Genomic DNA, 23,422 nt, shown 5'->3' on the forward strand with positions numbered 1-23,422 from the left:
GGACGTCCCGCTGTCCGAGGGCCGCTACCAGTTCGAGGTCAACGTCTTCGGCGCCATGCGCCTGACCCAGCTCGTCCTGCCCCACATGCGCGAGCAGCGCGGCGGGAAGATCATCAACGTCACGTCCATGGGCGGGAAGATCTACACCCCGCTCGGCGGCTGGTACCACGGCACCAAGTTCGCCCTCGAAGCGCTCAGCGACTGCCTGCGCCTGGAGGTCAAGCCGTTCGGCATCGACGTCGTGGTCATCGAACCCGGCAGCATCGAGACCGAGTGGAGCGGCATCGCCGCGGACGGGGTCCGCAAGGCCTCCGGCAAGAGCGCCTACGGCAAGCAGGCCGAGGCCGTCGCGACCTCCATGACGTCCGAGGCCAACACCAAGCGCATGTCACCTCCTCAGGTCATCGCCGACGCCATCGGCAAGGCCGTCAGCGCCCGCAAGCCCAAGACCCGCTACGCGGCCGGCTTCGGCGCCCGCCCCATGATCACCCTGCGCGGCCTCCTCCCCGACCGCGGCTTCGACAGCTTCATCTCCCGCGCCACCGGACTCCCCCGCAGCTGAACCACCCCGCGGCCCAGGAGCGGGCGGAACCCGAACTCCTCGCGAGGGACGGCACCGTCCCTCTCCTGGGCCGACCGACCCGCTCCCAGCGCGGAGTGCCGTCGCCCTTCCTCCCACAGATCCCCCGGAAACGGAGAACACCATGGCCAAGGTCTGGTTCGTCACTGGTTCGTCCCGCGGTCTCGGCCGCGCTTTCGTCGAGGCGGCGCTCGGCCGAGGCGACAAGGTCGCCGCCACCGCCCGTGACCCCAAGACGCTCGGAGACCTGGTCGAGCAGTACGGCGACGCCGTCCTGCCGTTGCCGCTCGACGTGACCGACAAGGGCGCCGTCGCCACCGCGGTCACCACGGCGCACGAGCACTTCGGCCGCCTGGACGTGGTCGTCAACAACGCGGGCTACGGCCTCTTCGGCATGGTGGAGGAAGTCACCGAGGAACAGCTGCGCGCCCAGATGGAGACCAACTTCTTCGGCGCCTTCTGGGTCACGCAGGCCGCCCTGCCGCTGCTGCGCGAGCAGGGAGGCGGGCACATCGTGCAGATCTCCAGCGTCAACGGCGTCACGGCGTTCCCGTTCGTCGGCGGTTACGCCGCCTCCAAGTGGGCGCTCGAGGGCTTCACCGAGTCCCTCCTCCAGGAGGTGCAGGGAACCGGCATCAAGATCACCATCGTGGAGCCGGGCAGCTTCGACACCGACTGGGCGGACAGTTCCGCCGTTCAGGCCGAGCCCCACCCCGCCTACGCGGAGTTCCACAAGGCCATACAGGCGATGCGCGACAACAGGCAGCCGGCCGATCCGGCCGCCGCCGCCCGGGCGCTCCTCCAGATCGTCGACGCGGAGAACCCGCCGTCCCGTGTCCTGTTCGGCAGCCAGCCGGTCGACCTCGTCAAGGGCCTGTACGCGCAGCGGCTGAACACCTGGGCCGAATGGGAAGAGCTCTCCCGCGCCGCCCAGGGCTGATCGGCACCGGTTCATTCCTGTCCGCGAAAGCCGGTGGCGCGCCTGCCCGACGCGCCACCGACGTCCCCTCGTCCCCCTCCTCACCCAACCCCTGGAGCAACACGTGCGAGTCATCATCTTCGGAGCGTCCGGCATGGTCGGGCACGGTGTCCTGCGTGCCTGCCTCCTCGAACCGGACGTCACGGAAGTGCTGGCCGTCGTCCGTACTCCTCTGCACAACGACCACCCCAAGCTCCGCCAGATCGTGCACACGGACTTCACCGACTACAGCGCGATCCGCGGCGAGCTGGAGAACCTCGACGCCTGCTTCTTCTGCCTGGGAGTCACGTCTGTCGGCCGGGGCGAGGAGGAGTACACCAGGATCACGTACGACTACACCCTCGCCGCCGCCGAAGCGGTCAGCGCCGCCAGCCCGGGCCTGACCTTCACCTATGTGTCGGGAGAGGGCACCGACAGCACCGAGCGGGGCCGCTCCATGTGGGCCCGGGTGAAGGGTCGTACCGAGAACGCGCTGCTGGCCATGCCGTTCGACGCCTACATGTTCCGCCCCGCCTTCATCCAGCCCCGCCACGGAGCGGCCCCCCGGGTGACCGTCTACCGCCTGCTCTACCGCCTCACGGGGTGGCTCCACCCCGTGCTCCGCCGGTTGATGCCGAAGTACGTGACCACGACCGAGCACCTGGGCCGCGCGATGATCGCGGTGACCCGGCTACGGGGTCAGGGGCCGACGGTGCTGCACAGCCCTGAGATCAACGAGCTCGGTTCCGGGACGAGTTGAGACCGGAACCCATGGTCCGCGACCTTTCAACCGTCTTTCGAGAGAAGGACCTCAACCCCGCCGAGCACACCATGAACCGACTGAGGATCCACCGATATCTCGTCTACGCCCTGCTGTACGCCCTGGGGATAGCCTTGTTCTCCATAGGAGCCGGCGACCTGGCCCACGAGGACGGGCAAGGTTCTCCGAGCGGTGGCCGCACCCTCGTCACCGTGCTGAACTCCATCGACATGTCGGGGTAGTCCGGAGTGATGTCCGCGCCTTTGTCTGATTCCCGCTCACCCGACCGCGACTCGTGGCCGGCCTCCGCCTTCGGTGAAGAGGCAGCGGCCCTGCTCGAAGGCCGCCGCCCGGGTCCCGCGGTGAGCGCCCTGCGGGACTGGGCGGACTCCGGTGCCATGGCTCTGACGGGCCGACCCGACGGACCGCCACTCGCTGCTCCCGGAGCACCGGCGGGCGTGCTGCGCCGTGCGGTGGAGGCGATCGAGGCTCTGAGCGGACGGGGGGCGGACGGTCCGATCCGGCTGCCCCGTACCGAGTTGCTCGGCGAGCGCGCGGCCCTTGCCGGGCTGTCCCGGCGCGGACCGCGGTCGGCCGGCGGATCCTTCACCGTCCTGCGCACCGCCGACGGCTGGGTGGGTGTCTCCCTGGCCCGGCAGGACGACCGGGAACTCCTCCCGGCCCTCGTCGAAGGCGCCGTGGAGCCGGACGTGTGGACGACACTGCGGCACTGGGCCCTGGATCAATGTGCGACCGACGCGGCGGACCGTGCTCAGCTCCTGGGCATCCCCGCGGCCGTGATTATGGCGCCCACCCTCAGCACACCGGACGAGCAGAGCTCCCACCGCACGGCAACGGCGGGGTTCGCCCCCGCTCCCGTGGTGATCCGCGGCGGCGGCCTCCGTCGGCACCGGCGCCGGCACCCGCTCGTGGTCGACCTCACCTCCCTGTGGGCGGGACCGCTCTGCGCCCGCCTCCTCGGCCTGACCGGAGCACACATCGTCAAGGTGGAGAGCCCGCACCGTCTGGACGGCGCCCGGTTCGGGCCGCCCGCCTTCTACGACCTGATGCACACCGGACACGCCTCCGTCACCCTCGATCTCACCTCTCCGACGGGAGTCGCCGCCCTGCGACGCCTCGTCGACTCCGCGGACGCCGTCCTGGAGGCGTCCCGCCCCCGCGCCATGCGCCACCTGGGCATCGACGCCGAGGAGGCGGTGGCCTCCGGCACGGTGTGGACCAGCATCACCGCCTACGGGCGGACGGGACCCTGGCAGAACCGAGTCGGCTTCGGCGACGACGTCGCCGCCGGCGCCGGTCTGGTGGTGTGGACGGACCAAGGGCCCATGCCCTGCGGGGACGCCCTCGCGGACCCGCTGACCGGAGTCCACGCGGCCGTCGCCACGGCAGCCGCTCTGGCCGGCGACCGCGGCTGCCTCATCGACGTGTCCATGCGGGACGTCGCCGCCTTCGCCGCGCAAGGCCCGACCGAACCGCACGTCGTACGGAAGGCGGCCGACGACGGCTGGTGGGTGGAGACCGAGCACGACACCTTCCCGGTCCGGCCGCCTCGCGCCCGACCCGTGGCCCGGCCCGCCGCGCGGTCCGGCGCCGACACCGAACGCGTGCTCGCCCGGTGGTGCCCGTGAGAGTGCTCATCGCCGGAGCGGAGGTGGAGGGCCGACTCGTCGACGTCCGGGTGCGCGGTGGACGGATCGACGACATCGCCGAGCGATTTCGGCCCCTGCCGGACGAGGAGGTCGTGGACGCCCGGGGCGGCGCGCTGCTGCCCGGACTGCACGACCACCATGTCCATCTGCTGGCGATGGCCGCGGCGGACCGCTCCGTCGTCTGCGGTCCCCCGGCGGTGAGTGACGCCGCAGGACTCAGGACCGCGCTGCGAGGAGCAGCGCGCGATCTGGCACCGGGCAGCTGGGTGCGGGGCACCGGGTACAGCGAGTCGGTCGCCGGTCTGCCGGACCGGGCCGCGCTGGACGAGATGGTCCCGGACCGCCCGGTGCGGATCCAGCACCGCGGTGGTGCGCTGTGGATCCTCAACAGCGCGGGGCTGGCGGCCGTGGCCGACGCGCTCGACGAGACCCCGGACGTCGAACGGGACGCCGCCGGCCACCCGACGGGCCGCCTGTGGCGCTACGACGCCCGGTTGCGCGCGGCGATCGGCTCCCAACCGCCCGATCTTGCTGCCATCGGCGCCCGGTTGGCCTCGTACGGGATCACCGGGGTCACCGACGCCACACCGGACCTCGACGAGACCGGCCAGGACCTGCTGGCGGCCGCCGTCCGCGAGGGACACCTCCCGCAGGCGGTGCAGGTGCTGGGGTCCATGACCGGGGCACCACTGCCCCCGGGCCTGTCCGGGGGGCCGTACAAGATCCTTCTGCGCGACCACGACCTTCCGGGACTGGAGCAGCTCGCTGACCGGATAGCCCGAACGCACGGGGGCGGCCGTCCGGTGGCCGTGCACTGTGTGACCCGGGAGTCGCTCGTGCTCACCCTGGCCGCTCTGGAGATCGCGGGACGCCGTGACGGCGACCGGCTGGAGCACGCGGCCGTGGTGCCGCCCGAGCTGTGCGAGCCGCTGGCGGCAAGCGGGCTGACGGTGGTGACCCAGCCCTCCTTCATCGCCACCCGGGGCGACGCGTACCTGGCCTCGGTAGATCCCTGGGACGTGGAACACCTCTATCCCTACGCCACGTTGCTGGCACACGGCGTGCCGACGGTGCCTTCGAGCGACGCCCCCTTCGGCGACCCGGACCCCTGGCGTACCGTCGCGGCCGCCTCGTCCCGGCGCACCCCCGGCGGCGCCGTGCTGGGCGCCCATGAACGGGTCGACGCCCGTGTCGCCCTCTCCGGGTTCCTCACGCCGCTGCGCTCCCCTGCCGCACCGCCCCGGCGCCTGATGCCCGGCTCCCCCGCCGACCTGTGTCTCCTGGGCGAACCGCTGCGGGCCAGCCTGGCCGACCCCTCCGCCGAACGCGTGACGCTGGTTCTGCGGCAGGGAGAGCCCATCCACCGCCGGTAGGCACGCCCCCACGGCGGTGCCGCGTTCCGCCCGACGGCCGGTCCCAGCCAGGCGGCGTACGGGCTCAGGAGAAGTCCGTGACCACCACCCGAACGGTGTTTCCGTCCCTGAGCGACTCATAGCCCTCGTTGATCTCGCCGAGGCTGATCTGCTTGGAGACCAGGTCGTCCAGGTTCATCCGCCCCTGGAGGTAGAGCGAGGCGTACAGCGGGATGTCCCGCTTGAGGTGGGACGAGCCCATGTCGACGCCCTGCACGCGCTGGGACTGGGTGAGCAGGGCGATCGTCTGCACGTCGATCCCGGCGTCCAGGCCGCCGACGCCTATGAGGTAGAGGCCACCGCCCTTCGCCAGCATCTCCAGGCCCTGCCGGGTGACGGGGCGAAGGCCCACGCAGTCGAACACGTGGTCCGCCCCGTACCCGGTGATCTTCCGGACCTCCGCGACCGGGTCGGCCGTGCGGGAGTTGATCACGTGCGTGGCGCCGAAGTCCATGGCCCGTTCGAGCTTCACGTCCTCGACGTCCGTGACGATGATCGTCTCCGCTCCGGCCAGCCGGGCGCCGCTGACGGCGTTCATGCCGACGCCGCCCGCGCCCATGATCACGACCTGCTGCCCGGTCCGGACGTCGGCGCTGTTGAGCACCGCACCGGCACCGGTGATCACCCCGCAGCCCAGCAGCGCCGCGGGAGCCCAGGGCATCGCCTCGGGGATCACGGCCAGTTGGTTCTCGTGGATCAGCGCCTCCTGGGCGAAGCCCGCGAGACCTCCCAGGCCCAGCGCGACCGGCCGGCCCTGCCAGGTGATGCGGGACGGCTGGTCGGCCGTGCGCTGGGTCCGCTCGGGGTGCAGGCAGATGTAACTACGCCCGCCCAGACAGTTGACGCAGTCCCCGCACGCCCGGATCAGGCAGGCGACGACATGGTCACCGACCTCGACCTGCCGGGCGTCCGGGCCGACCGCGGTGACCACGCCGGCCACCTCGTGGCCCAGCACCACGGGGAAGTCCTGGCCGGCCACCGTGGCGATGGTGAGGTCGGAGTGGCACAGACCGGCCGCCTTGACCTCGATCCTGACCTCGCGTCCGACCGGATCGGCGAGTTCGACCTCCTCGACCACGAAACCCTGGCCGAGACCCTTCGTGAGGGATGCCTTCATGCTCTTGGTGCCCTTCCGCGTGGTGTGCGAACGACGACGGTGTGGAACGCGGGTACTACCAGGTGACCGGCAGCTCCTGGACGCCGTACACCATGCTGGAGGCCTTGAACGGGATCTCCTCCAGCGGGGCGGCGAGCTTCAGTTCGGGCAGGCGGCGGAAGACCTCGGGCAGCACGATCTGGAGCTCGGCGCGGGCCAGTGGCTGCCCGAGGCACTGGTGGATGCCGTAGCCGAAGGCCAGGTGCTGGCGGGCGTTGGAGCGGTCCAGGGCGAGCTCGTCGGGGTCGGTGAAGAGCGCGGGGTCGCGGTTGACGACGGAGAGCGGCACGATCACGCCTTCTCCGGCGCGGATGGTGACGTCACCGATCGTCAGGTCCTCGGTCGCCACCCGGCGCAGCCCGCCGTGCAGGACGGAGATGTAGCGCAGGAGTTCCTCGACCGCGTTGTTCAGCTCGTCCGGCGTGCCGAAGAGCCGCGGGATCTGCTCGGGGTTCTCCAGCAGGGTGATGGTGCTGAGCGCGATCATGTTCGCGGTGGTCTCGTGCCCCGCGAACAGCAGGAGCGCGCCGAGGTCCGCGGCCTCCTGCTCGGTGATGTCGCCGGCGTCCACCTGCTCGCCGAGCCGGGTCACGACGTCGTCGCCGGGGTTGGTCCGCTTGACCGCGAGGAGCTCCTTGAGGAACCCGGAGAGCCTGGCGTAGGCCTCCGTCACCTGCTCCGCGGTCGCCGTGAGGTCGACGAACGGCTTCGAGTTCTCCTGGAAGAACTCGTGGTGCTCGTAGGGAACACCCAGCAGCTCGCAGATCACCAGCGAGGGCAGCGGCAGCGCGAAGTGCTCGACGTAGTCGACCGGTCCGCTCTTCTTGACCAGGTCGTCGAGGAGGTCGGTGGTGATCCGCGCCACGGCCGGGCGGAGCGCGTCCATCTTCTTGACCATGAACTCCCGGGTCAGGGTGCGGCGCATCGCCGTGTGGACCGGCGGGTCCCACATCTGGAAGAAGCCCCGCTCACGCTGCCGGACGCCCTCGCGGACGGCCGGGAACCCGGGGTTGTTCGGGTTGGTGCTGAGCGCGGGGCTGCCGAGGACCTCGCGGGCTTCCTCCCAGCGGGTCACCAGCCAGGCTTCGAGTTTGCCGTTCCAGACGGAGACGCGGGTGACGGGTTTTTCGTCCCTGAGCGCGACGAGCAGCGGCGAAGGACCGAGCGGCGCGTCCTTCGGCCGGTCGTAGACGAAATCGGGGGCGGTTGCGGGTTGGGTCATGACAGTCGCCTTCTGGGAGTTCTTGAGGAACCTGAGGGGGTGGGTGAGGGTGCTTCGCAGGGTCAGACGGCTGCGGTGGAGACGGCGTCCGCCCACTTCGCGCCTACGGCGATGGCCTGGCGCCAGCTGTTGATGGCCTTCGGCGGCATGCCGACACTCAGGGCGCCGCTGAGCCGGTCGCCCGTGCGGTAGACGGCGAGGAACTTCCGTTCCGTCAGGTCGCCCTGGACGATGCGCACTTCCTCGTGACCTCGGAGGTAGCCGAACGCGCGGATCTTCATGTCGTACTGGTCGGACCAGAAGTAGGGAACGGGGGTGAACGGCCGGCCGGCACCGAGGAGGTTGCGGGCCGCGGCCATGCCCTGCTCGGTGGCGTTGGTGCGGTGCTCGATCCGCATCCGGGTGTCGAACAGCGGGTTGTGCCAGGAGGCGACGTCACCCGCGCCGTAGATGCCGCTCGCGCCGACCGCGGCGCTGTACTCGTCGCAGACGAGGCCGTTGTCGACGGTGAGTCCGCTGTCCTCCAGCCACTCGGTGTTGGGGTGCGAGCCGATCGCCACGAGGACGTCGTCGGCCTCGACGAGAGTGCCGTCGCCCATCCGGACGCCCTCGGCGACGACCTCGCTGACGGCCACGCCCGTGCGCAGGTCGACGCCGTGATCCAGGTGGGCCCGGGACAGTGCCTGGCCGACCGTCTCGCCCACGGCGTGGGCGAGGGGCACGGGCGCGGGTTCCAGCAGGGTGACCCGGGCGCCGAGCCCGCGGGCGACGGCGGCCGCCTCGGCGCCCAGGAACCCGGCACCGACCACGACCAGATGGCGGTCCGGGCCGATGCGGTCCTTGAGGGCCAGGGCGTCGTCCACGGTCCGCAGGACGTGGGCGCGTTCACCCGGCAGGTGCCGGGGGCGCACACCTGTCGCCACGATCAGTCCGTCGAAGCCCAGCTCGGAACCGTCGGTCAGCCGCACCGACCTCGCCCGGAGGTCGAGCCCGGTCGCCCGGTGACCGTATCGGGTGTCCAGCCCGAGGGCGTCCAGGTCGGCGGGTGTGCGCAGGGCCAGCCGCTCGGACGACCAGGCTCCGGAGAGGATCTCCTTGGACAGGGGCGGTCGGTCGTAGGGGGCGTGGGGCTCGTCGCCGACGAGGGTGACGGTGCCGGTGTGGCCCTCGCGGCGCAGGGTCTCGGCCGCCGCGAGCCCGGCGGAGGAGGCCCCGACGATGACGATCCGCTCCGGGGCGGCGCTCACGACTCGGTCAGCCTGATCGCCGCGGCGGGGCAGACCGTGGCCGACTCGCGCACGCCCTCATGCAGTTCGGGCGCCGGATCGGCGTCGAGCAGGACGACCAGGCCATCTTCGTCGCGCTGGTCGAAGACGTCGGGGGCGAGCATGACGCACTGCCCGGACGCAACGCACTTGGGGACGTCGACTTCCACATGCATGGTGCTTCTTCTTTCTCTACTGCTGCGGGTGCCGGTGGGGGCGGCGATCATGCGCGGTGTGCACCGCGGTGGGGCCCCCTTCCACCGGGACGGCGTCAGGACCGTGCGACCAATGGAAGAGGGCGTCTCGGGTGTGCGGGAGCGGCGTCGGGCGCCTAGCCGACGACGGCCTTCACCTCGAGGTTCTCCTCCAGGCCTGCGACGCCCCAGATGCGGCCGTTGCCGGACTGCTTGTAGCCGCCGAACGGCGCCGTCAGGTCCGGCTGCACGCGGTTGAGGAGGACCTGTCCGGCGCGGACGCGCGCGGCCACGTCACGTACCTGCTCCGGGTCGCTGCCGGTGACGTAGGCAGTCAGTCCGTAGGGGCTGTCATTGGCGATGTCGACCGCCTCGTCGACGGTGTCGTAGGTGATCAGCGACATGACCGGGCCGAAGATCTCCTCCCGCGCGATGGTCATGTCGTTGGTGACGTCGGCGAAGACGGTGGGGCGTGCGAACCAGCCGCTCTTCACTCCCTCCGGCTGCCCCGGGCCGCCGGCGACCAGGGTGGCCCCCTCGTCGATACCGGCCTGGATGTAGCGCTGTACCGTGTGCCACTGCCGCTCCGAGGCCACCGGCCCCATGAACACCTGGGTGAGCGGGTCCCCGACGACGACCGCCTGCACCGCGGCGGCGATCGCCCCGACGAGTTCGTCCTTGCGGGAGCTCGGGATCAGCGTGCGGGTCGGGGCGGTGCAGGTCTGGCCGGAGTTGCTGATCACACCCTGGACCGCCATGGAGACGGCGGTCTCGATGTCCGCGTCGGGCAGGATGATGTGCGCCGACTTGCCGCCCAGTTCCTGCGTGACCCGCTTGACCGTGTCCGCCGCGTCCTTCTGCACCTGGATGCCGACCGCGGTCGAGCCGGTGAACGAGATCATGTCGACGTCGGGGTGCTTGGTGAGCGCGCTGCCCGCCACCGACCCCTTGCCGACGACCATGTTGAACGCGCCCTGCGGTACGCCGGCCGCGTGCAGGATCTCGGCGAAGACCTGGGCGCTGTACGGGGCGATCTCGGCGGGCTTCAGCACCGTGGTGCAACCGGCCGCCAGCGCGGGTACGACCTTCTCCGTCATCTGCAGGGCGGGGTAGTTCCACGGCGGGATGAGGCCGCACACCCCGATGGGCTCCTTGCGTACGGTGTAGTCGCCTCGACGCTCTTCGAAGGGGTACTTGCCCAGGATCTCCGCGAGTTCCCGGACCGACCCGGCGGCGGCCTCCGCCGAGAGACGGGCGAGGAACAGCGGAGTACCGACGTCGGCCGTCACCGCCGCCGCCATGTCGTCCAAGCGGCGCTCGTACTCCGCCGCGATCGCCTCAAGCAGTTCCACCCGCTCCGCCACACTCAGCTGCGAGTAGGAGACGAAGGCCCGCTTGGCCGCCTCGACGGCCCGGTCCACGTCCGCCTCGTTCCCGAGCGCGAGCTGCCCGGTCGTCTCCCCCGTCGCGGGGTTGACGATGTCGGCCGTCCTGCCCTCGACGGGCTCGGTCCAGGCCCCGTCGATGTAGAGCCGCAGCACATCGGTCATCGTGATCACTTCTTTCGTTTCTCAGGACGGGTTCGGAAGAGGTCAGAGCCGGGCGAGGACGGACTTGGTCTCCAGGAAGGCGTCGAGGCCCTCCTCGCCGAGCTCCCGGCCCCAGCCGGACTGCTTGTATCCGCCGGTGGGCATCGCCACGTCGGGAATGGGGTGGATGTTGATCCCGACCCGGCCCGCCCGCAGCCGCGCGGCGACCCTGTGGGCCCGGGACACATCGCGTGACCAGACACTGCCGGCCAGGCCGTACGTGGTGTCGTTCGCCAGGCGGATGGCCTCTTCCTCGTCCGTGAAGGGGAGGACGGCGACCACGGGGCCGAAGATCTCCTCGCGCACGAGTCGCATGTCGGGTGTCGCCCCTGCCACGACCGTCGGCGGGAAGAAGAACCCGTCACCGGGAAGCGGCTCGCCCCCGGTGACGACCTCGGCGCCCTGCTCGACCCCGCTGCGCACATAACCGGCGACCCGCTCCCGGTGGCGTTCGGAGATCAGGGGGCCCAGCTGGCTCGACGGGTCGGTGCCGTACCCGAGGCGCAGCGACTCGGCCGCCTTCTTGAGGCCGGCGACCATCTGGTCGTAGAGCCCCTCGTGCACCAGGAGCCGTGAGCCGGCCGTGCAGACCTGGCCGGAGTTGCGGAAGATGGCGTCCGCCGCGCCGGGGATCGCCTCGGCGAGGTTCGCGTCGTCGAAGACGACGACCGGTGACTTGCCGCCGAGTTCGAGGCTGACCTTCTTCAGGTTGCCCGCGGCGGCGTGCACGATGGCCCGTCCGACCTCGGTGGATCCGGTGAAGGAGATCTTGTCGACGTCCGGGTGGGCGGCGAGCGCGGCGCCCGTCTCGCTGCCGATGCCGGTGACGACGTTGACGACGCCGTCGGGCACACCGGCATCCCGGCAGATCTCGGCCAGCCGCAGTGCCGACAGCGGCGTCTCGTCGGCCGGTTTGAGTACGACGGTGCAGCCGGCCGCGAGGGCCGGGGCGAGCTTCCACGAGGCGAGGGACAGCGGCGCGTTCCAGGGCACGATCAGGGCCGCCACGCCGATGGGCTCGCGCCGGGTGTACGCGTGGAAACGCAACCCGAACGAGTTCAGGTCGACGGCCTTGCCGCCGATCCGCTGGACCGCGCCCGCGTAGTAACGGAACGTCCTCGCGGCCACGTTGACCTGTCCGCCCCGGGCCGCCATCACGGGCGCGCCCTGGTTGCGGCTCTCCAGCGCGGCCAGGTCCTCCCCGGCCTGCTCGATGAGGTCCGCGATGCGCCACAGCACCTTGGCCCGCTCCTCGGCCGGGGTGGCGGCCCAGGTGCCCTCGTCGAAGGCCGAGCGGGCCGCGGCCACGGCACGGTCGACGTCCGCGGCGCGGGCGTCGGGCACCCGCGCGAAGGCCTTGCCCGTCCCGGGGTCGACGACGTCGAGCCAGCCCCCTTCCTTGGCCTCGACGTCATGGCCGTCGATCAGCATGGGCCAGTCGCGAGGCGTGATCTCGATGGCCGGTGTCGCAGGAAGTGTCATGGTCCCGTCTCTCCTGTCGGTGTCGTCCGGACCGGCCCGCGCTACTGCCCGACCCCGAGGACGCCCGGCAGCAGTTCGCCGAGTTCCTCCGGGGTCCAGCGGCCGTCCTTGCGGAGGTAGGTGTTGCTTCCGCCGCGGACCGCCAGCGGCTGGGCGAACGCGCAGATGTCGCCGCCGGAGGCGTAGAAGAAGCGGGCCGTGATGTCCTTCGCGTCGTCGCCGGCCAGGTAGGTGACGATGGGCGCGATGTCCTCGGGGTCGAGGCTGCGGCTCGCCGGCATGCCGCCGAACGTCCGCTGCCTGGGGTCGTTGCCGGGGAACAGCTGCGTGCCCGCGCTCGGCAGGATGCAGTTCGCGGTGATGCCGTGCTTGCCGAGGTCGCCCGCGAGTGCCGTGGTGAGGCCCATGATCCCGGCCTTGGCGGCGGCGTAGGCCGGCTGCGTCATGTAGAAGGCGCCGCGAGAGGCGAAGGAGATGATCCGGCCTCCGCCGCCCTGCTCCACCATGTGCCGCGCGGCGGCCTGGGAGCAGGCGAAGTGGCCCTTGAGGTGGACGGAGAGGGTGAGGTCCCAGTGCTCCTCGGTGACGTCCAGTGTCGGCACGTGCCCGAAGTTGCCCGCGCACATGACCAGGATGTCGATGCGGCCGAAGCGCTCGACCGCCGCGTCGACGATGGCGGCGCCCCCGGCGAAGGTCGAGACGTCGCCGTAGTTGGCCAGCGCGCTGCCGCCGGCCGCGGTGATCTCGTCCACGACCTGGTCGGCGGCGGCTCCGTCGCTGTCCTTGTAGAAGTCGTTGACGACGACCTGCGCGCCGGCGGCCGCGAGGGCGAGGGAGATGCCGCGGCCGACGCCGCGGCCACCGCCTGTGACGACTGCGACCTTGCCGTTGAGAGTGCTCATCGTTGAGTGCCTTTCACGGGTTTTCTCAGGGACTGTCGGGAGGGAATGCGGAGGGTCCGGGGAGCGGACCGGGTGGTCAGTGGTCGTCGAAGGTGATCGCGCCGGCTTCGGCCAGGTCCGCGATCTCCTCGTCGGAGTAGCCGAGCAGTGCGGACAGCACGTCCCGGGTGTGCTCGCCGAGCCGGGGGGCGGGCTGTCGCACGGTGCCGGGGGTGTCACCGAGTTCGGCGACGAAACCGCGCTGACGGTGTGCGGGGAAGCCGCCGGGGGCGGCGTCCTGGAGGAAGCCGAGAGCGGCGAGCTGCGGCGAGTCCAGCACCTCGCCGGCGTCCAGGACCGGTGAGGCGGCCACGCCTGCCTCCTGGAGCCGGGCGGCGAGTTCCCGCTTGTCGTGGCCCACGGTCGCGGCGGCGATCTGCTTGTCCAGGAGGTCGTGTGCCGCCCGTCGCCCCGAAGCGGTCGCCAGCTGCTCGTCGGTGGCCAGGGCGGGCAGGTCCAGCACCCGGCACAGGGCGGCCCACTGTTCGTCCCCGGCGACCGAGAGGGCGATCCACTGCTCCTCGCCCTGGCAGGGGTAGACACCCTGGGGGGCCGCGACGGCGTCCCGGTTGCCGTGCGGGCGGGCGATCTCGCCGGTGTCGGTGTAGTCGAGTACGGACTCGCCGATGAGGGCGGTGACCGACTCCCGCTGGGAGAAGTCGACGTGGATCGCCTCGCCGGTCAGGTCGCGCTGCCGCAGAGCGGCCAGGATGACCCCGGGTGCGAGGAAGGAGACCAGCTGGTCCGGGTAGTTGACGTTGGTGCCCGACCAGCGGGGGGTGTCGGCGTCGTAGCCGGTGACGGACATCAGTCCGCCGAGGGCGTCGAGGGTGGAGCCGAAGGAGATGTAGCCGCTCTCCGGTCCGGTCAGGCCCTGGCTGGTGAGCGAGACCAGGACGATGTCGGGCTTGACCGCGCGCAGTTCCTCGAAACCCAGGCCCAGTCGTTCCATCACGCCCCGCCGGAAGTTCTCGACCACGACGTCGGAGACCGACACCAGCCGCAGGAACGCCTCTCGGCCCCGGGAGTTCTTCAGGTCGATGCCGACACCGCGCTTGTTGCGGTTGACCGTCTGGAACGGCGGGCTCGAGTTGAGATCCGCCGGTCCGTTGCCTTTCGCGGCGACCTGGGTCCACTGGCGGAAGGGGTCGGCGTACGTGGTCGACTCCACCTTGATGACGTCGGCGCCGAAGTCGGCGAGTGCCTGGGTGGTAGCGGCCCCGGCAGTGATGATGCCGAGGTCGGCGACGCGGATGTGGTCGAGTGCCAAGGCGTTCACGGCAGTCCTCACTGGTTCGTCGCTGTCGGGGCGATCACGCGTTGCCGAGGGCACGCTGGGCGTTGATGACCGAGGTGCTGCGCACCCCGTAGTCCAGGGCCGCGTGCCAGGGCAGATCGGACGAGGCGCGGTAGCCCTGCTTGCTGTAGTCCAGGGCCGTGGCGTCGAACTGCGCGATGTGCTCGGCCAGGGCCACGGCGGAGCTGAGCAGTTCGGCCGCCGGGACGACCTTGTTGACCAGCCCGAACCGCAGTGCGGTCTCGGCGTCGACGCGCTTGCCCGTGAAGATCAGCTCGGCGGCGTGCTTGGGCAGGATCCGCTTCGCGGTGGACGGCCCGGCCAGGGCGGGGAAGATGCCGAAGGTGATCTCGGGCGCCCCGAAGGTGGCGGTGTCCGCGGCGATCGCCAGATCGCAGTTGTGGACCAGCGTCAGCCCGCCGCCGAGTGCGAAGCCGTTGACCGCGGCGATGAAGACGGCCGGGTGTTCGGTGATGCGGTGCTGGGTGTACAGCCATGAGTCCGGGGCGCTGGCGGGACGCCGCTCGGTGGGCGCCCCCTCCCGGGTGTCGGCGCCGGAGCAGAAACTGACGTCTCCGGCTCCGGTGATGATGACGGCCTTGCTGCCCTTGTCGCGGATCTCGTCGAGCGCGTCCCGCAGTTCCGCCTGCGCGGCCCGGCTCATGGCGTTGCGCTTGTCGGGCCGGTTCAGTGTCACGATCGCGTAGCCGTCGCGGATGTCGGTGAGGATCAGTGAGTCGCCCATGATGGTCGGGGGCCTTTCCTGGAGTGTGGGGTCAGTTCCCGGCCGCGGCGGGGCGGCGGCCGTTGAACCGGAAGGGCAGTCCCGGCGCGGAGTCGATGAACTCCTGCGTCCGGTACTGCGGTGACGCGACGAGGTCGCGGGTGTCGGCCACATAGCCGACCGGGATGTTCAGGGTCTGCGCCGCCTGGTACCACTCGTACTTGGAGCGGTGGACGGTGAGCCCGGACAGCCGCTCGACGAGCTCGGGCTGCTCGGCCATCCGCCCGCTCTGGGTGGCGAACCGCTCCTCGCAGAGCACGGGGTCGAAGGCGAACAGTTCCAGCACGCGCGGCCAGTCCGTCGCCCGGTAGTAGAAGGCGAGGTGGCCGTCGGCGCAGGGCAGCACGACCGGGCCGCTCTCCTTGCCGCGGGGAATGAGACTGCCGCCGGCCTGGTAGTAGACGGGCCCCTTCCACTCCAGGTAGGCGACCGTCTCCACTCCGGAGACCCGCACCCGCTGGCCCCTGCCCTCGCTGCCCGCGCGGTCGCGCCGGGTGAGGGCGGTCATGACGCCGGTGAAGGCGAGCAGGCCCGTGGAATAGGCGACCTGGTGGCCGCCGAGCATCAAGGGCTCGCGGTCCGGGTCGCCCAGGAGGGCCAGCAGGCCACCGGCGGCCTGCCAGACCAGTTCGCCGCCCTGCCAGTCGGCCTGCGGTCCGCGGTCACCGAAGTCGCCGAACTCGGCGACCACCAGGCGCGGGTTGGCCGCCTCGAAGGCCGCCACCGCTTCCGCCCAGTCACGCAGCATGTCCTCGGGGGCCAGCAGCACATCGCAGTCGGACAGCAGCGCGGCGACCTCGTCGTCCGAGAGGTTCGCCCGGCGGAGCTCCTTCGCCGCGTCCAGGTAGCGGGAGAGCAGGTCGTTCCCGTACGGAGTGCCGGCCTCGTCGGGCACGATCCTGGTCACCCGGGCTCCCAGACCGACGAAGACTTTCGCGCAGAGGCCGGCGGCGACGCTGTCGCCCGCCTGCACCACATGGAGGCCGGCCAGCGCGCCCCCGGGGCCGCTCACGACTCCGTCCCGTCCACCGGACGGAACCTCGGCAGCGCGACCTCGTCGGTGACCTGGTCGAACACGACCTCCACCGGCATGTCGCAGACCAGGTCCTCCGGCTCCGCTCCGACGATCGACGTCATCATGAACGGCCCCTCCTCCAGCTCGACGAAGGCCACCGCGTAGGGCAGGTCGTCGGCGAAGGCGGGGATGTAGCGCTGGTGCATCACGACCCAGGACCACAGCCGGCCGCGGCCGGACACCGGCTTCCAGGTGATCTCCTTGGAGAGGCACTTGGGGCAGCTTCGGGCCGAGGGGAACCAGACGTGTCCGCAGTCGTCGCAGTGCTGGAGGACCAGCCTGCCGTCGAGCGCTCCGAGGAAGAAGGCCCGGTTGAGGTCGTGGACTCGCGGAAGGGGCTTGGCGTACTGCGTGGTCATGGCTGTGGCTCCTGGAAACGGTGGGGAACGACGACTCGCAAAGGGGTGGCGGCACGGGGGCCAGTGCTGCGGCGCCGTACGGGACGAAGCCGGCGCTGCTCGACGTCACACACGCTGGAAGACATGCGAGTTCACGACCGGAGCCACGCAGATGTACTGGGAGGTCTCGCAGTTGGCCACCTGCCGGTCGCCGGCCTCGCCCCGCACCTGGCGGATCGCCTCCACCTGGAGGGCCCAGCCCTGCATGTAGCTCTCGCTGGTGTGGCCGCCGCTGGTGTTCAGGGGCGTCTCGCCCTTGAGCCCGATACGCCCGTCCTTGATCCACTGCCAGCCCTCGCCGCGGGGCGCGAAGCCGAAGCTCTCCAGCGAGAACAGGACGATCGGGGTGAAGTTGTCGTAGATCTGCACGCAGTCCACGTCCTCGGGGCCGAGACCCGCCTGCGCGTACACCCTGCTCGCCACGTCACGGGCGGCCGTGTCGAAGAAGTCCGACTTGGTGTAATGGCCGGTCAGGTCCGCCGAGCCCGCGGTCGCGACGACCCGGACGGCGGGCTTGCGGAGGTTCTTCGCACGGTCCGCGGTGGTCACGATGATCGCGACACCACCGTCGTTGATCATGCAGTAGTCGAACAGACGGAGCGGGTCGCAGATGTACCGGGCGGAGAGGTACTCCTCCTCGGTGAGCGGCTTGGTCATCGCCGCGACCGGGTTGAGTGCCGCGTTGGTGCGGTTGTTGATGGCCAGGGGCGCCAGGGCACCGTCCGGCGCTCCGTACAGGTGCTGGTAGCGGCGGTACATCATGCCGACGTAGGCGCCGGGCGAGGTCATGCCGTACGCCAGGTCGTACGCGCCGGTGTCGTCGCCCGGTCCGTAGCCCGCGCCCTCACCGCCGTACGTCATGCCGACCGAGCGGCCGTTGTTGCCGTACACGCAGGCGATGGTGGTCGCGAGGCCCGCCTCGACGAGGGTGATCGCGTGCTGGAGCACCACACCGGCCATCCGGCCGGAGCCCTCGTAGGCGTTGACGACCTTGGGGTGCCGGATTCCCGCCAGGGTGCCGAACTTCTCGTACGAGGGAAGCCGGCACGTCAGAACACCGTCGATGTCGTCCTTGGTGAGTCCCGCGTCGTCCAGCGCGATCTTCAGGGCGTCGATACCCAGCTGGTAGTCGGACCGGTTGGCGTCCCGGTTGCGGTACTGGGCACCGAAGTCCGTCGTACCGACGCCGACGACAACCGCTTCCTGGCTGGTCGATGTCCTTGCCATCTCGGCTCACATCCTCAAAGTTCAACCAAACGGTTGGGTGATATAACCTAGGTCTACCTGCTGATACTCAGGGACGCAAGAGTTGGGAGAGATGAATAACTACGCACCGCGCCTTACGGTTGACCGGTACCGGCAAAGCCGTCGGTCAATCAACCATTTGTTTACCGCGAGAGCCGCTTGCCTAGAATCAACCCACGTCAGGACCCCGAAACCCCTCGGGAACACGCCCGGACAAGAACTGAGGAGTTGCACATGGCCCGGCCCCGCAAAGCCCCCCGCCAGCGGTTGCTGGACGCCGCGGTCAAGGAGTTCGCCGCCCACGGATTCGCCGGGGCCCGCATCGAGGCGATCGCCCGTCGGGCCGGCATGAACAAGCAGCTCGTCTATCACTACTTCGGCAGCAAGCAGGCGATCTACGAGGCCGTGTTCGAACAGGTGATCGCCGAGAACATCAACCGCGCCTTCCCACCGGGCGAGGACCGCAAGTACTCCGAGGTCACCCTGGAAGAGCTGCGGATGAACAACTCCCGCGACACGGCGCTCTTCCACCGCCTGCTGATGTTCGAGGCGCTGGACAGCGAGCGCGAGATCCACAAGGAGGCCGAACGCCGGGCGGTCTACGACAAGCTCGTGGAGCGGGTCCGCAAGGCTCAGGGCCAGGGTGAGATCGATCCGTCGGTCGATCCCTCGATGTTCTATCTGGCGGCCCTGTCCATGCAGATCGTGCCCGCCATGCTGCCGAAGGTGGTGCGGCTTGCCACGGGGCAGGACCCGGAGAGCGAGGAGTTCCTCCAGGAGTGGGGCGACTTCATCACCCAGTTCGTGGCCCGCTTCGCGCCGGCCGATTCCCCGGCGCAGTGATGTGGCGGCGGACGGTTCCGCCCTCCGGGACCCTCCGCCGCCCACGGGAGACGGCCTCAGTGCATCGCGATCGGGACCTGGGACTCGCCGTCCGCTCCCGCGACCACCCCCGGACCGCCGGACTGCCGACCGACGTTGATGAACGTCAGGCCGATCGCGGCCGCGGTCACCAGGATGCCGACGGCGATCCAGATGGCGTTGGCGTAACCGTGCACCATGCCCTCCAGCTGAACCATCTGCTGCTGCGTCCGGGTGGCGGCACCGCCGATGTGGTCCCTGATGTACGACGTGGTCGCGGACGCGGCGATGGTGTTCAGCAGGGCCGTGCCCACCGCGCCGCCCACCTGCTGGGAGGTGTTGACCATCGCGGAGGCGACACCCGCGTCCCGCGCCTGGATGCCGTGCGTGGACAGTGACATGGCCGGCATGAACGCCGTGCCGATGCCGAGTCCGAGCAGCAGCTGGGCAGGCAGCAGCAGGCCGGTGTACGAGGAGCCGATCTCCAGGCCGGTCAGCAGTAGCATGCCGGATGCGGCGACCAGGTAGCCGGCGCCCATCAGGAACCGTGCGGGCAGACGGGTCATCAGCCGGGCGCCGAGCACCGCGGAACCGGTGATCATGCCCGCGATCAACGGCAGGAAGGCGAAGCCGGTCTTCACCGGGGTATAGCCCTTGATGACCTGCAAGTAGTAGGTCAGGAACAGGAACATGCCGAACATGGCGATGATCGCGAGGCCGAGCGAGAGGTACACGCCCGCGCGGTTGCGCTCGGTGACGACGCGCAGGGGCAGCAACGGGGCCTTCACCCGGGTCTCGACGACCACGAAGGACAGCAACAGCACGGCCGCCGCGACGAACAGACCGACCGTGACGGAGTCGCCCCAGCCGTCGGACTCGGCACGGGTGAAACCGTAGACCAGGGAGACCAGGCCGGCGGTGGACAGGATCACGCCCGGGATGTCGAGGGTCGAGCGGTGGCTCTCGCCCTTCGGCTCATGGACGAAGAACACGGCACCGATCGCGGCGACCACGGCGAAGGGGATGTTGACGAAGAACGTCCACCGCCAGTCGAGGTACTCGGTGAGGACACCGCCCAGGATCAGGCCGACGGCACCGCCGGCACCGGAGATCGCACCGTAGATGCCGAAGGCCCGGGCGCGTTCGCGGCCGTCGGTGAACAGCAGGGCCAGCAAGGACAGCGCGGCCGGTGCGAGCAGCGCGCCGAACACACCCTGGAGTGCCCGGGCGGCGAACATCATGGCCTCGTTCGTGGCGGCGCCGCCGAGCGCGGAGGCCGCGCCGAAGCCGAGCAGGCCGGTGATGAAGGAGCGCTTGCGCCCCCACATGTCGGCGATCCGGCCGCCGAAGAGCAGGAGACCACCGAAGGCCAGGGCGTAGGCGGTGACGACCCACTGGCGGTTGCCGTCGGAAATGCCCAGGTCGGTCTGGGCGGAGGGAAGGGCGATGTTCACGATCGTCGCGTCCAGGACGACCATCAGTTGCGCGATGGAGATGAACACGAGCGCGGTCCAGCGACTGGCTCCGCCGGTGCCCTGAGCCTTGTGGGCTGCGTCGGACATGGGGTGTACCCCTTCAAGTTTCTTTGGTCGGAGGGCACGTCGTCGGTGACGGCCGAGAAGTCCGGGTCCGTCGGCGTGGTCGAGACGCCGACAGGACGGCTGGGGACGGTGCTTCCACGGGCCCGGCAGCAGGACCAAGGGGAACGTCCTGCCGCCGGGCCCGGGACCAGCGCCGATCCCGTCCCCACGGATTCGGCGCGGCGGGGCCGCTGCCGCTCGAAGCAGCCCCGGTCTGGGGAAGTGCGGGCCCACTCGTGTGGTGCGGGCGGCTCAGCTCAGGGTGGCCAGGGCCGCGGGGTCGAACGGCTTGATCTCGTCGAAGCGCCCCGCAAGGACCTTCACCGCCCACTCGGGGTCCTGGAGAAGGGACCGGCCGACGGCCACCAGGTCGAACTCGTCCGCCTCCAGACGGTCCAGGAGGTCGTCGAGCCCCCGGAACTCGGCACCCTTGCCGTGGAACAGCGTGTCCACGAAGTCGGTGCCTCCGCCCAGGCCCACCGAGCCGACCGTGATGGTGGGCTTGCCGGTGACCTTCTTCGCCCAGCCCGCCAGGTTGAGGTCGGAGCCTTCGAACTCGGGCACCCAGTAACGCCGCTGGGAACCGTGGAAGGCGTCCACTCCGGCCGCGACGAGCGGCGTGAGGAGTTCCTCCAGCTCCTGGGGCGTCTCGGCCAGGCGCGCGTCGTAGACGCCGTTCTTCCACTGCGAGAAACGGAACTGGACGGGGAATTCCGGCGAGACCGCGTCACGGATCGCGGCGACGACCTCCGCCGCGAACTTCGTACGGGCCTTGAGGTCACCGCCGTACGCGTCCGTGCGGCGGTTGGTCCGGGCCCACAGGAACTCGTCGATCAGGTAGCCGTGGGCGCCGTGGATCTCGACGCCGTCGAAGCCGATGCGCTCGGCCGACGCGGCCGCCTCGGCGTACGACGCCATCACGTCGTCCACATCACGAAGGGTCATCGCCCTGCCCACGCCCTCGGTGCCGTCGAGGCCGATGGCCGAGGGGCTGATGGTGGGCGCGCCGGCGTTCAACGTACCGCCGGCGGGACGCTGCACGCCCACGTGCATCAGCTGCGGCATGATCCTGCCGCCCACCGCGTGGACCGCGTCGGCGACCGCCTTCCATCCCGCGAGCTGCTCCTCGCCGTGGAACAGCGGGATGGTGTCGACACCGCCCGCGGACTCATGACCGAGGAACGTGCCCTCGGTGACGAGCAGCCCCACCCCCGCGGCCGCGCGGCGCGCGTAGTACGCCGCCACGTTCTCGCCCGGGACGCCGCCCGGTGAGTGCATCCGGGTCATGGGCGACATCGCGATGCGGTTCGCAAGAGTCAGCCCGTTGATCGTTATGGGCCGGGAGAGCAGTTCTGTCAGGCGGGACAGCGGATTGGAGGCGGCGGCCATGGAGGGCTCCTTGCTCAGATGGATCTACAGACGTGCGGGGTGGATTCGGATGTCCTGGGGTCAGGCGACTTTTCCGCCCTGGGCCCTGACGGACAGGTCCTCCCAGTCGGACCAGGTCTTCAGGCGGTCCGCGTAGATGTGCGGGAGGAACTGGTTGCCGGCGGTCCCGAAGAAGACACGCAGCGGCGGGTTCTCGGCATCGACGATCTCGAGCAGGGCCTTGCCCGCGGCCGCGGGGTCACCGGCCTCCGAGGACTCCATGAGCTTCGCGAGCTGCTCCCGGACGGGGTCGTAGACCGGCAGCTGCTGGGCGTGCACGGCGGACGGGCCGATCCAGTCGGTCTCGAAGGCGCCGGGCTCGACCAGCGTGACCTTGATGCCGAGGCCGGACACCTCCTGGGAGAGCGACTCGGTCAGGCCCTCCAGCGCCCACTTGGAGGCGTGGTAGCCACCGAGCAGGGGGCCGGCGGCCACGCCGCCGATGGAGGAGATCTGCACGATGTGGCCGGAACCCTGGCGGCGCAGGTGCGGCAGCGCCGCCTGGGTGACCCATACGGCACCGAAGACATTGGTCTCCAGCTGACCGCGCAGCTGCTCCTCCGTCAGCTCCTCGACGGCGCCGAAGAGTCCGTAGCCGGCGTTGTTGACCACGACGTCCAGACGCCCGAAGTGCTCCTGCGCGCGGTCGACGCCCGCGAACACGGCGGCCTTGTCCGTCACGTCCAGTTCCAGGGCGAGCACCGCGTCGCCGTGTGCGGTGACGAGGTCCCGGAGAGCGGCGGCGTCACGAGCCGTCGCTGCGACCTTGTCACCCCGGGACAGGGCGGCCTCAGTGAACTCGCGGCCGAAGCCGCGGCCTGCGCCGGTGACGAACCAGACCTTGCTCATTGACGTGCTCCGGATTCCGAAATCGACATGGGTGAGGGACGTATGGACCAGCAGTGAGGGCAGGCGCGGTCGCCGGCGACCGATGCGTGCCGGTTCCGACCGGCACGTGGTCGTTCAGGTGCGGGGGAGTCCGGTGGCGCGGGAGATGAAGCCGTCGAAGCCGCGGTCGGAGAGGAGGCCGCGGAGGGTGATCATGGGGCGGGCGCCGAAGCCGGTGGCGTAGCGGGTCTTGGGCTTGCGGGCGCTGACGGCCTTGCCGATGGCGTCGGCGATGACCTTGGGGTCGGAGAGGCGCTTGGTGTTGGCCTCGGAGGTCATGGAGGTGGCGACGGCCTCGGCCTGGCGGGCGTAGGCGCTCTTGCCGGAGGCCTTGCGGACCCCGTCCGCGGCGATGCCGCTCCACTCGGTCCTGATGCCGCCGGGTTCGATGACGACGACGTCGATGCCGAAGGGCTTGGTCTCCAGGCGCAGGCAGTCGCTGAGGGCTTCGAGGGCGAACTTGGTGCCGTGGTACCAGCCGCCGAGCGGGGTGTGGATCTTGCCGCCCATGGAGGTGACGTTGATGACGGTGCCGGACTTGCGCTCGCGCATGTGGGGCAGGACGAGCTGGGTCAGGCGCATGGCGCCGAAGACGTTGACCTCGAACTGGTAGCGGCCCTCGGACAGCGGGACGTCC

23 protein-coding genes are annotated in these 23,422 nt (G+C 70.5%); 7 read left to right on the top strand and 16 right to left on the bottom strand.

What is annotated here, in order from left to right; translation table 11 throughout:
- From ACFULQ_RS41610 to ACFULQ_RS41635, 6 genes are all read left to right on the top strand, one after another.
- Positions 1 to 562, top strand: a 562-nt coding sequence (locus ACFULQ_RS41610; RefSeq protein WP_383554852.1) for an SDR family NAD(P)-dependent oxidoreductase, incomplete at its 5' end; no start/stop codon positions are given.
- Positions 563 to 704: 142 nt separating this feature from the next.
- Entirely contained in the window at positions 705 to 1,520 is an 816-nt protein-coding gene (locus ACFULQ_RS41615; protein ID WP_383554854.1) for an SDR family NAD(P)-dependent oxidoreductase, read from the top strand.
- 103 nt (positions 1,521 to 1,623) lie between these two features.
- Positions 1,624 to 2,298 carry an NAD-dependent epimerase/dehydratase family protein gene (locus tag ACFULQ_RS41620; RefSeq protein WP_383554855.1) on the top strand — a complete coding sequence of 225 codons (675 nt, stop codon included), beginning with the start codon at positions 1,624 to 1,626 and terminating at the stop codon, positions 2,296 to 2,298.
- Positions 2,299 to 2,309: 11 nt separating this feature from the next.
- Positions 2,310 to 2,540: a hypothetical protein gene (locus ACFULQ_RS41625; protein ID WP_383554857.1), complete on the top strand. Its 231-nt coding sequence runs from the start codon at positions 2,310 to 2,312 to the stop codon at positions 2,538 to 2,540.
- Positions 2,541 to 2,549: 9 nt separating this feature from the next.
- Complete coding sequence (locus tag ACFULQ_RS41630; RefSeq protein WP_383554859.1) at positions 2,550 to 3,947, top strand: CoA transferase; 1,398 nt, start codon at positions 2,550 to 2,552, stop codon at positions 3,945 to 3,947.
- Positions 3,944 to 5,341 (top strand): amidohydrolase family protein, encoded by a 1,398-nt coding sequence (locus ACFULQ_RS41635; RefSeq protein WP_383554861.1) that lies wholly within the window; start codon positions 3,944 to 3,946, stop codon positions 5,339 to 5,341. Before ACFULQ_RS41630 ends, ACFULQ_RS41635 begins: the two co-directional genes overlap by 4 nt.
- 64 nt (positions 5,342 to 5,405) lie before the next feature.
- On the opposite strand, the gene ACFULQ_RS41640 is transcribed toward ACFULQ_RS41635, so the two are convergent.
- The 12 genes from ACFULQ_RS41640 to ACFULQ_RS41695 all read right to left on the bottom strand — a co-directional run bounded on the left by ACFULQ_RS41640 (position 5,406) and on the right by ACFULQ_RS41695 (position 18,010).
- Positions 5,406 to 6,497: a zinc-binding dehydrogenase gene (locus ACFULQ_RS41640; protein WP_383554863.1), complete on the bottom strand. Its 1,092-nt coding sequence runs from the start codon at positions 6,495 to 6,497 to the stop codon at positions 5,406 to 5,408.
- Positions 6,498 to 6,552: 55 nt separating this feature from the next.
- Entirely contained in the window at positions 6,553 to 7,758 is a 1,206-nt protein-coding gene (locus ACFULQ_RS41645; RefSeq protein WP_383554865.1) for a cytochrome P450, read from the bottom strand.
- A 62-nt stretch (positions 7,759 to 7,820) separates the two neighbouring features.
- Positions 7,821 to 9,005, bottom strand: a complete 1,185-nt coding sequence (locus ACFULQ_RS41650; RefSeq protein WP_383554868.1) for an NAD(P)/FAD-dependent oxidoreductase — start codon at positions 9,003 to 9,005, stop codon at positions 7,821 to 7,823.
- Positions 9,002 to 9,199, bottom strand: a complete 198-nt coding sequence (locus tag ACFULQ_RS41655; RefSeq protein WP_383554870.1) for a ferredoxin — start codon at positions 9,197 to 9,199, stop codon at positions 9,002 to 9,004. Before ACFULQ_RS41655 ends, ACFULQ_RS41650 begins: the two co-directional genes overlap by 4 nt.
- A 155-nt stretch (positions 9,200 to 9,354) precedes the next feature.
- Complete coding sequence (locus tag ACFULQ_RS41660) at positions 9,355 to 10,767, bottom strand: aldehyde dehydrogenase family protein (RefSeq protein WP_383554872.1); 1,413 nt, start codon at positions 10,765 to 10,767, stop codon at positions 9,355 to 9,357.
- Between the two features lie 42 nt (positions 10,768 to 10,809).
- Entirely contained in the window at positions 10,810 to 12,288 is a 1,479-nt protein-coding gene (locus ACFULQ_RS41665; protein ID WP_383554874.1) for an aldehyde dehydrogenase family protein, read from the bottom strand.
- 41 nt (positions 12,289 to 12,329) lie between these two features.
- Positions 12,330 to 13,190: an SDR family NAD(P)-dependent oxidoreductase gene (locus ACFULQ_RS41670; RefSeq protein WP_383554877.1), complete on the bottom strand. Its 861-nt coding sequence runs from the start codon at positions 13,188 to 13,190 to the stop codon at positions 12,330 to 12,332.
- A 76-nt stretch (positions 13,191 to 13,266) separates the two neighbouring features.
- Positions 13,267 to 14,508, bottom strand: a complete 1,242-nt coding sequence (locus ACFULQ_RS41675) for a CaiB/BaiF CoA transferase family protein (protein WP_383554879.1) — start codon at positions 14,506 to 14,508, stop codon at positions 13,267 to 13,269.
- Between the two features lie 34 nt (positions 14,509 to 14,542).
- Positions 14,543 to 15,271: an enoyl-CoA hydratase/isomerase family protein gene (locus ACFULQ_RS41680; protein WP_383554882.1), complete on the bottom strand. Its 729-nt coding sequence runs from the start codon at positions 15,269 to 15,271 to the stop codon at positions 14,543 to 14,545.
- 31 nt (positions 15,272 to 15,302) lie between these two features.
- The gene (locus ACFULQ_RS41685) at positions 15,303 to 16,322 is read right to left on the bottom strand and encodes a CoA transferase (RefSeq protein ID WP_383554885.1); all 1,020 of its coding nucleotides are present in this window, start codon (positions 16,320 to 16,322) and stop codon (positions 15,303 to 15,305) included.
- Positions 16,319 to 16,744, bottom strand: a complete 426-nt coding sequence (locus tag ACFULQ_RS41690; RefSeq protein ID WP_383554887.1) for a Zn-ribbon domain-containing OB-fold protein — start codon at positions 16,742 to 16,744, stop codon at positions 16,319 to 16,321. Before ACFULQ_RS41690 ends, ACFULQ_RS41685 begins: the two co-directional genes overlap by 4 nt.
- 105 nt (positions 16,745 to 16,849) lie before the next feature.
- On the bottom strand, positions 16,850 to 18,010 hold the full coding sequence (locus tag ACFULQ_RS41695) for a thiolase family protein (protein ID WP_383554890.1): 1,161 nt from the start codon (positions 18,008 to 18,010) through the stop codon (positions 16,850 to 16,852).
- A 252-nt stretch (positions 18,011 to 18,262) separates the two neighbouring features.
- On the opposite strand from ACFULQ_RS41695, the gene ACFULQ_RS41700 reads away from it, so the two are divergent.
- Complete coding sequence (locus ACFULQ_RS41700; protein ID WP_383554893.1) at positions 18,263 to 18,871, top strand: TetR/AcrR family transcriptional regulator; 609 nt, start codon at positions 18,263 to 18,265, stop codon at positions 18,869 to 18,871.
- Positions 18,872 to 18,927: 56 nt separating this feature from the next.
- On the opposite strand, the gene ACFULQ_RS41705 is transcribed toward ACFULQ_RS41700, so the two are convergent.
- From ACFULQ_RS41705 to ACFULQ_RS41720, 4 genes are all read right to left on the bottom strand, one after another.
- Entirely contained in the window at positions 18,928 to 20,451 is a 1,524-nt protein-coding gene (locus tag ACFULQ_RS41705; protein WP_383554895.1) for an MFS transporter, read from the bottom strand.
- 270 nt (positions 20,452 to 20,721) lie between these two features.
- A complete protein-coding gene (locus tag ACFULQ_RS41710; RefSeq protein ID WP_383554898.1) occupies positions 20,722 to 21,858 on the bottom strand; it encodes an NADH:flavin oxidoreductase in 1,137 nt (378 codons plus the stop codon).
- A 60-nt stretch (positions 21,859 to 21,918) separates the two neighbouring features.
- Complete coding sequence (locus ACFULQ_RS41715; protein ID WP_383554900.1) at positions 21,919 to 22,746, bottom strand: SDR family NAD(P)-dependent oxidoreductase; 828 nt, start codon at positions 22,744 to 22,746, stop codon at positions 21,919 to 21,921.
- Between the two features lie 114 nt (positions 22,747 to 22,860).
- Positions 22,861 to 23,422, bottom strand: a 562-nt coding sequence (locus ACFULQ_RS41720) for an SDR family NAD(P)-dependent oxidoreductase (RefSeq protein WP_383554902.1), incomplete at its 5' end; no start/stop codon positions are given.

It is taken from the genome of Streptomyces sp. NPDC057253, assembly GCF_042669125.1.
In the GTDB taxonomy this organism is placed as follows: domain Bacteria; phylum Actinomycetota; class Actinomycetes; order Streptomycetales; family Streptomycetaceae; genus Streptomyces.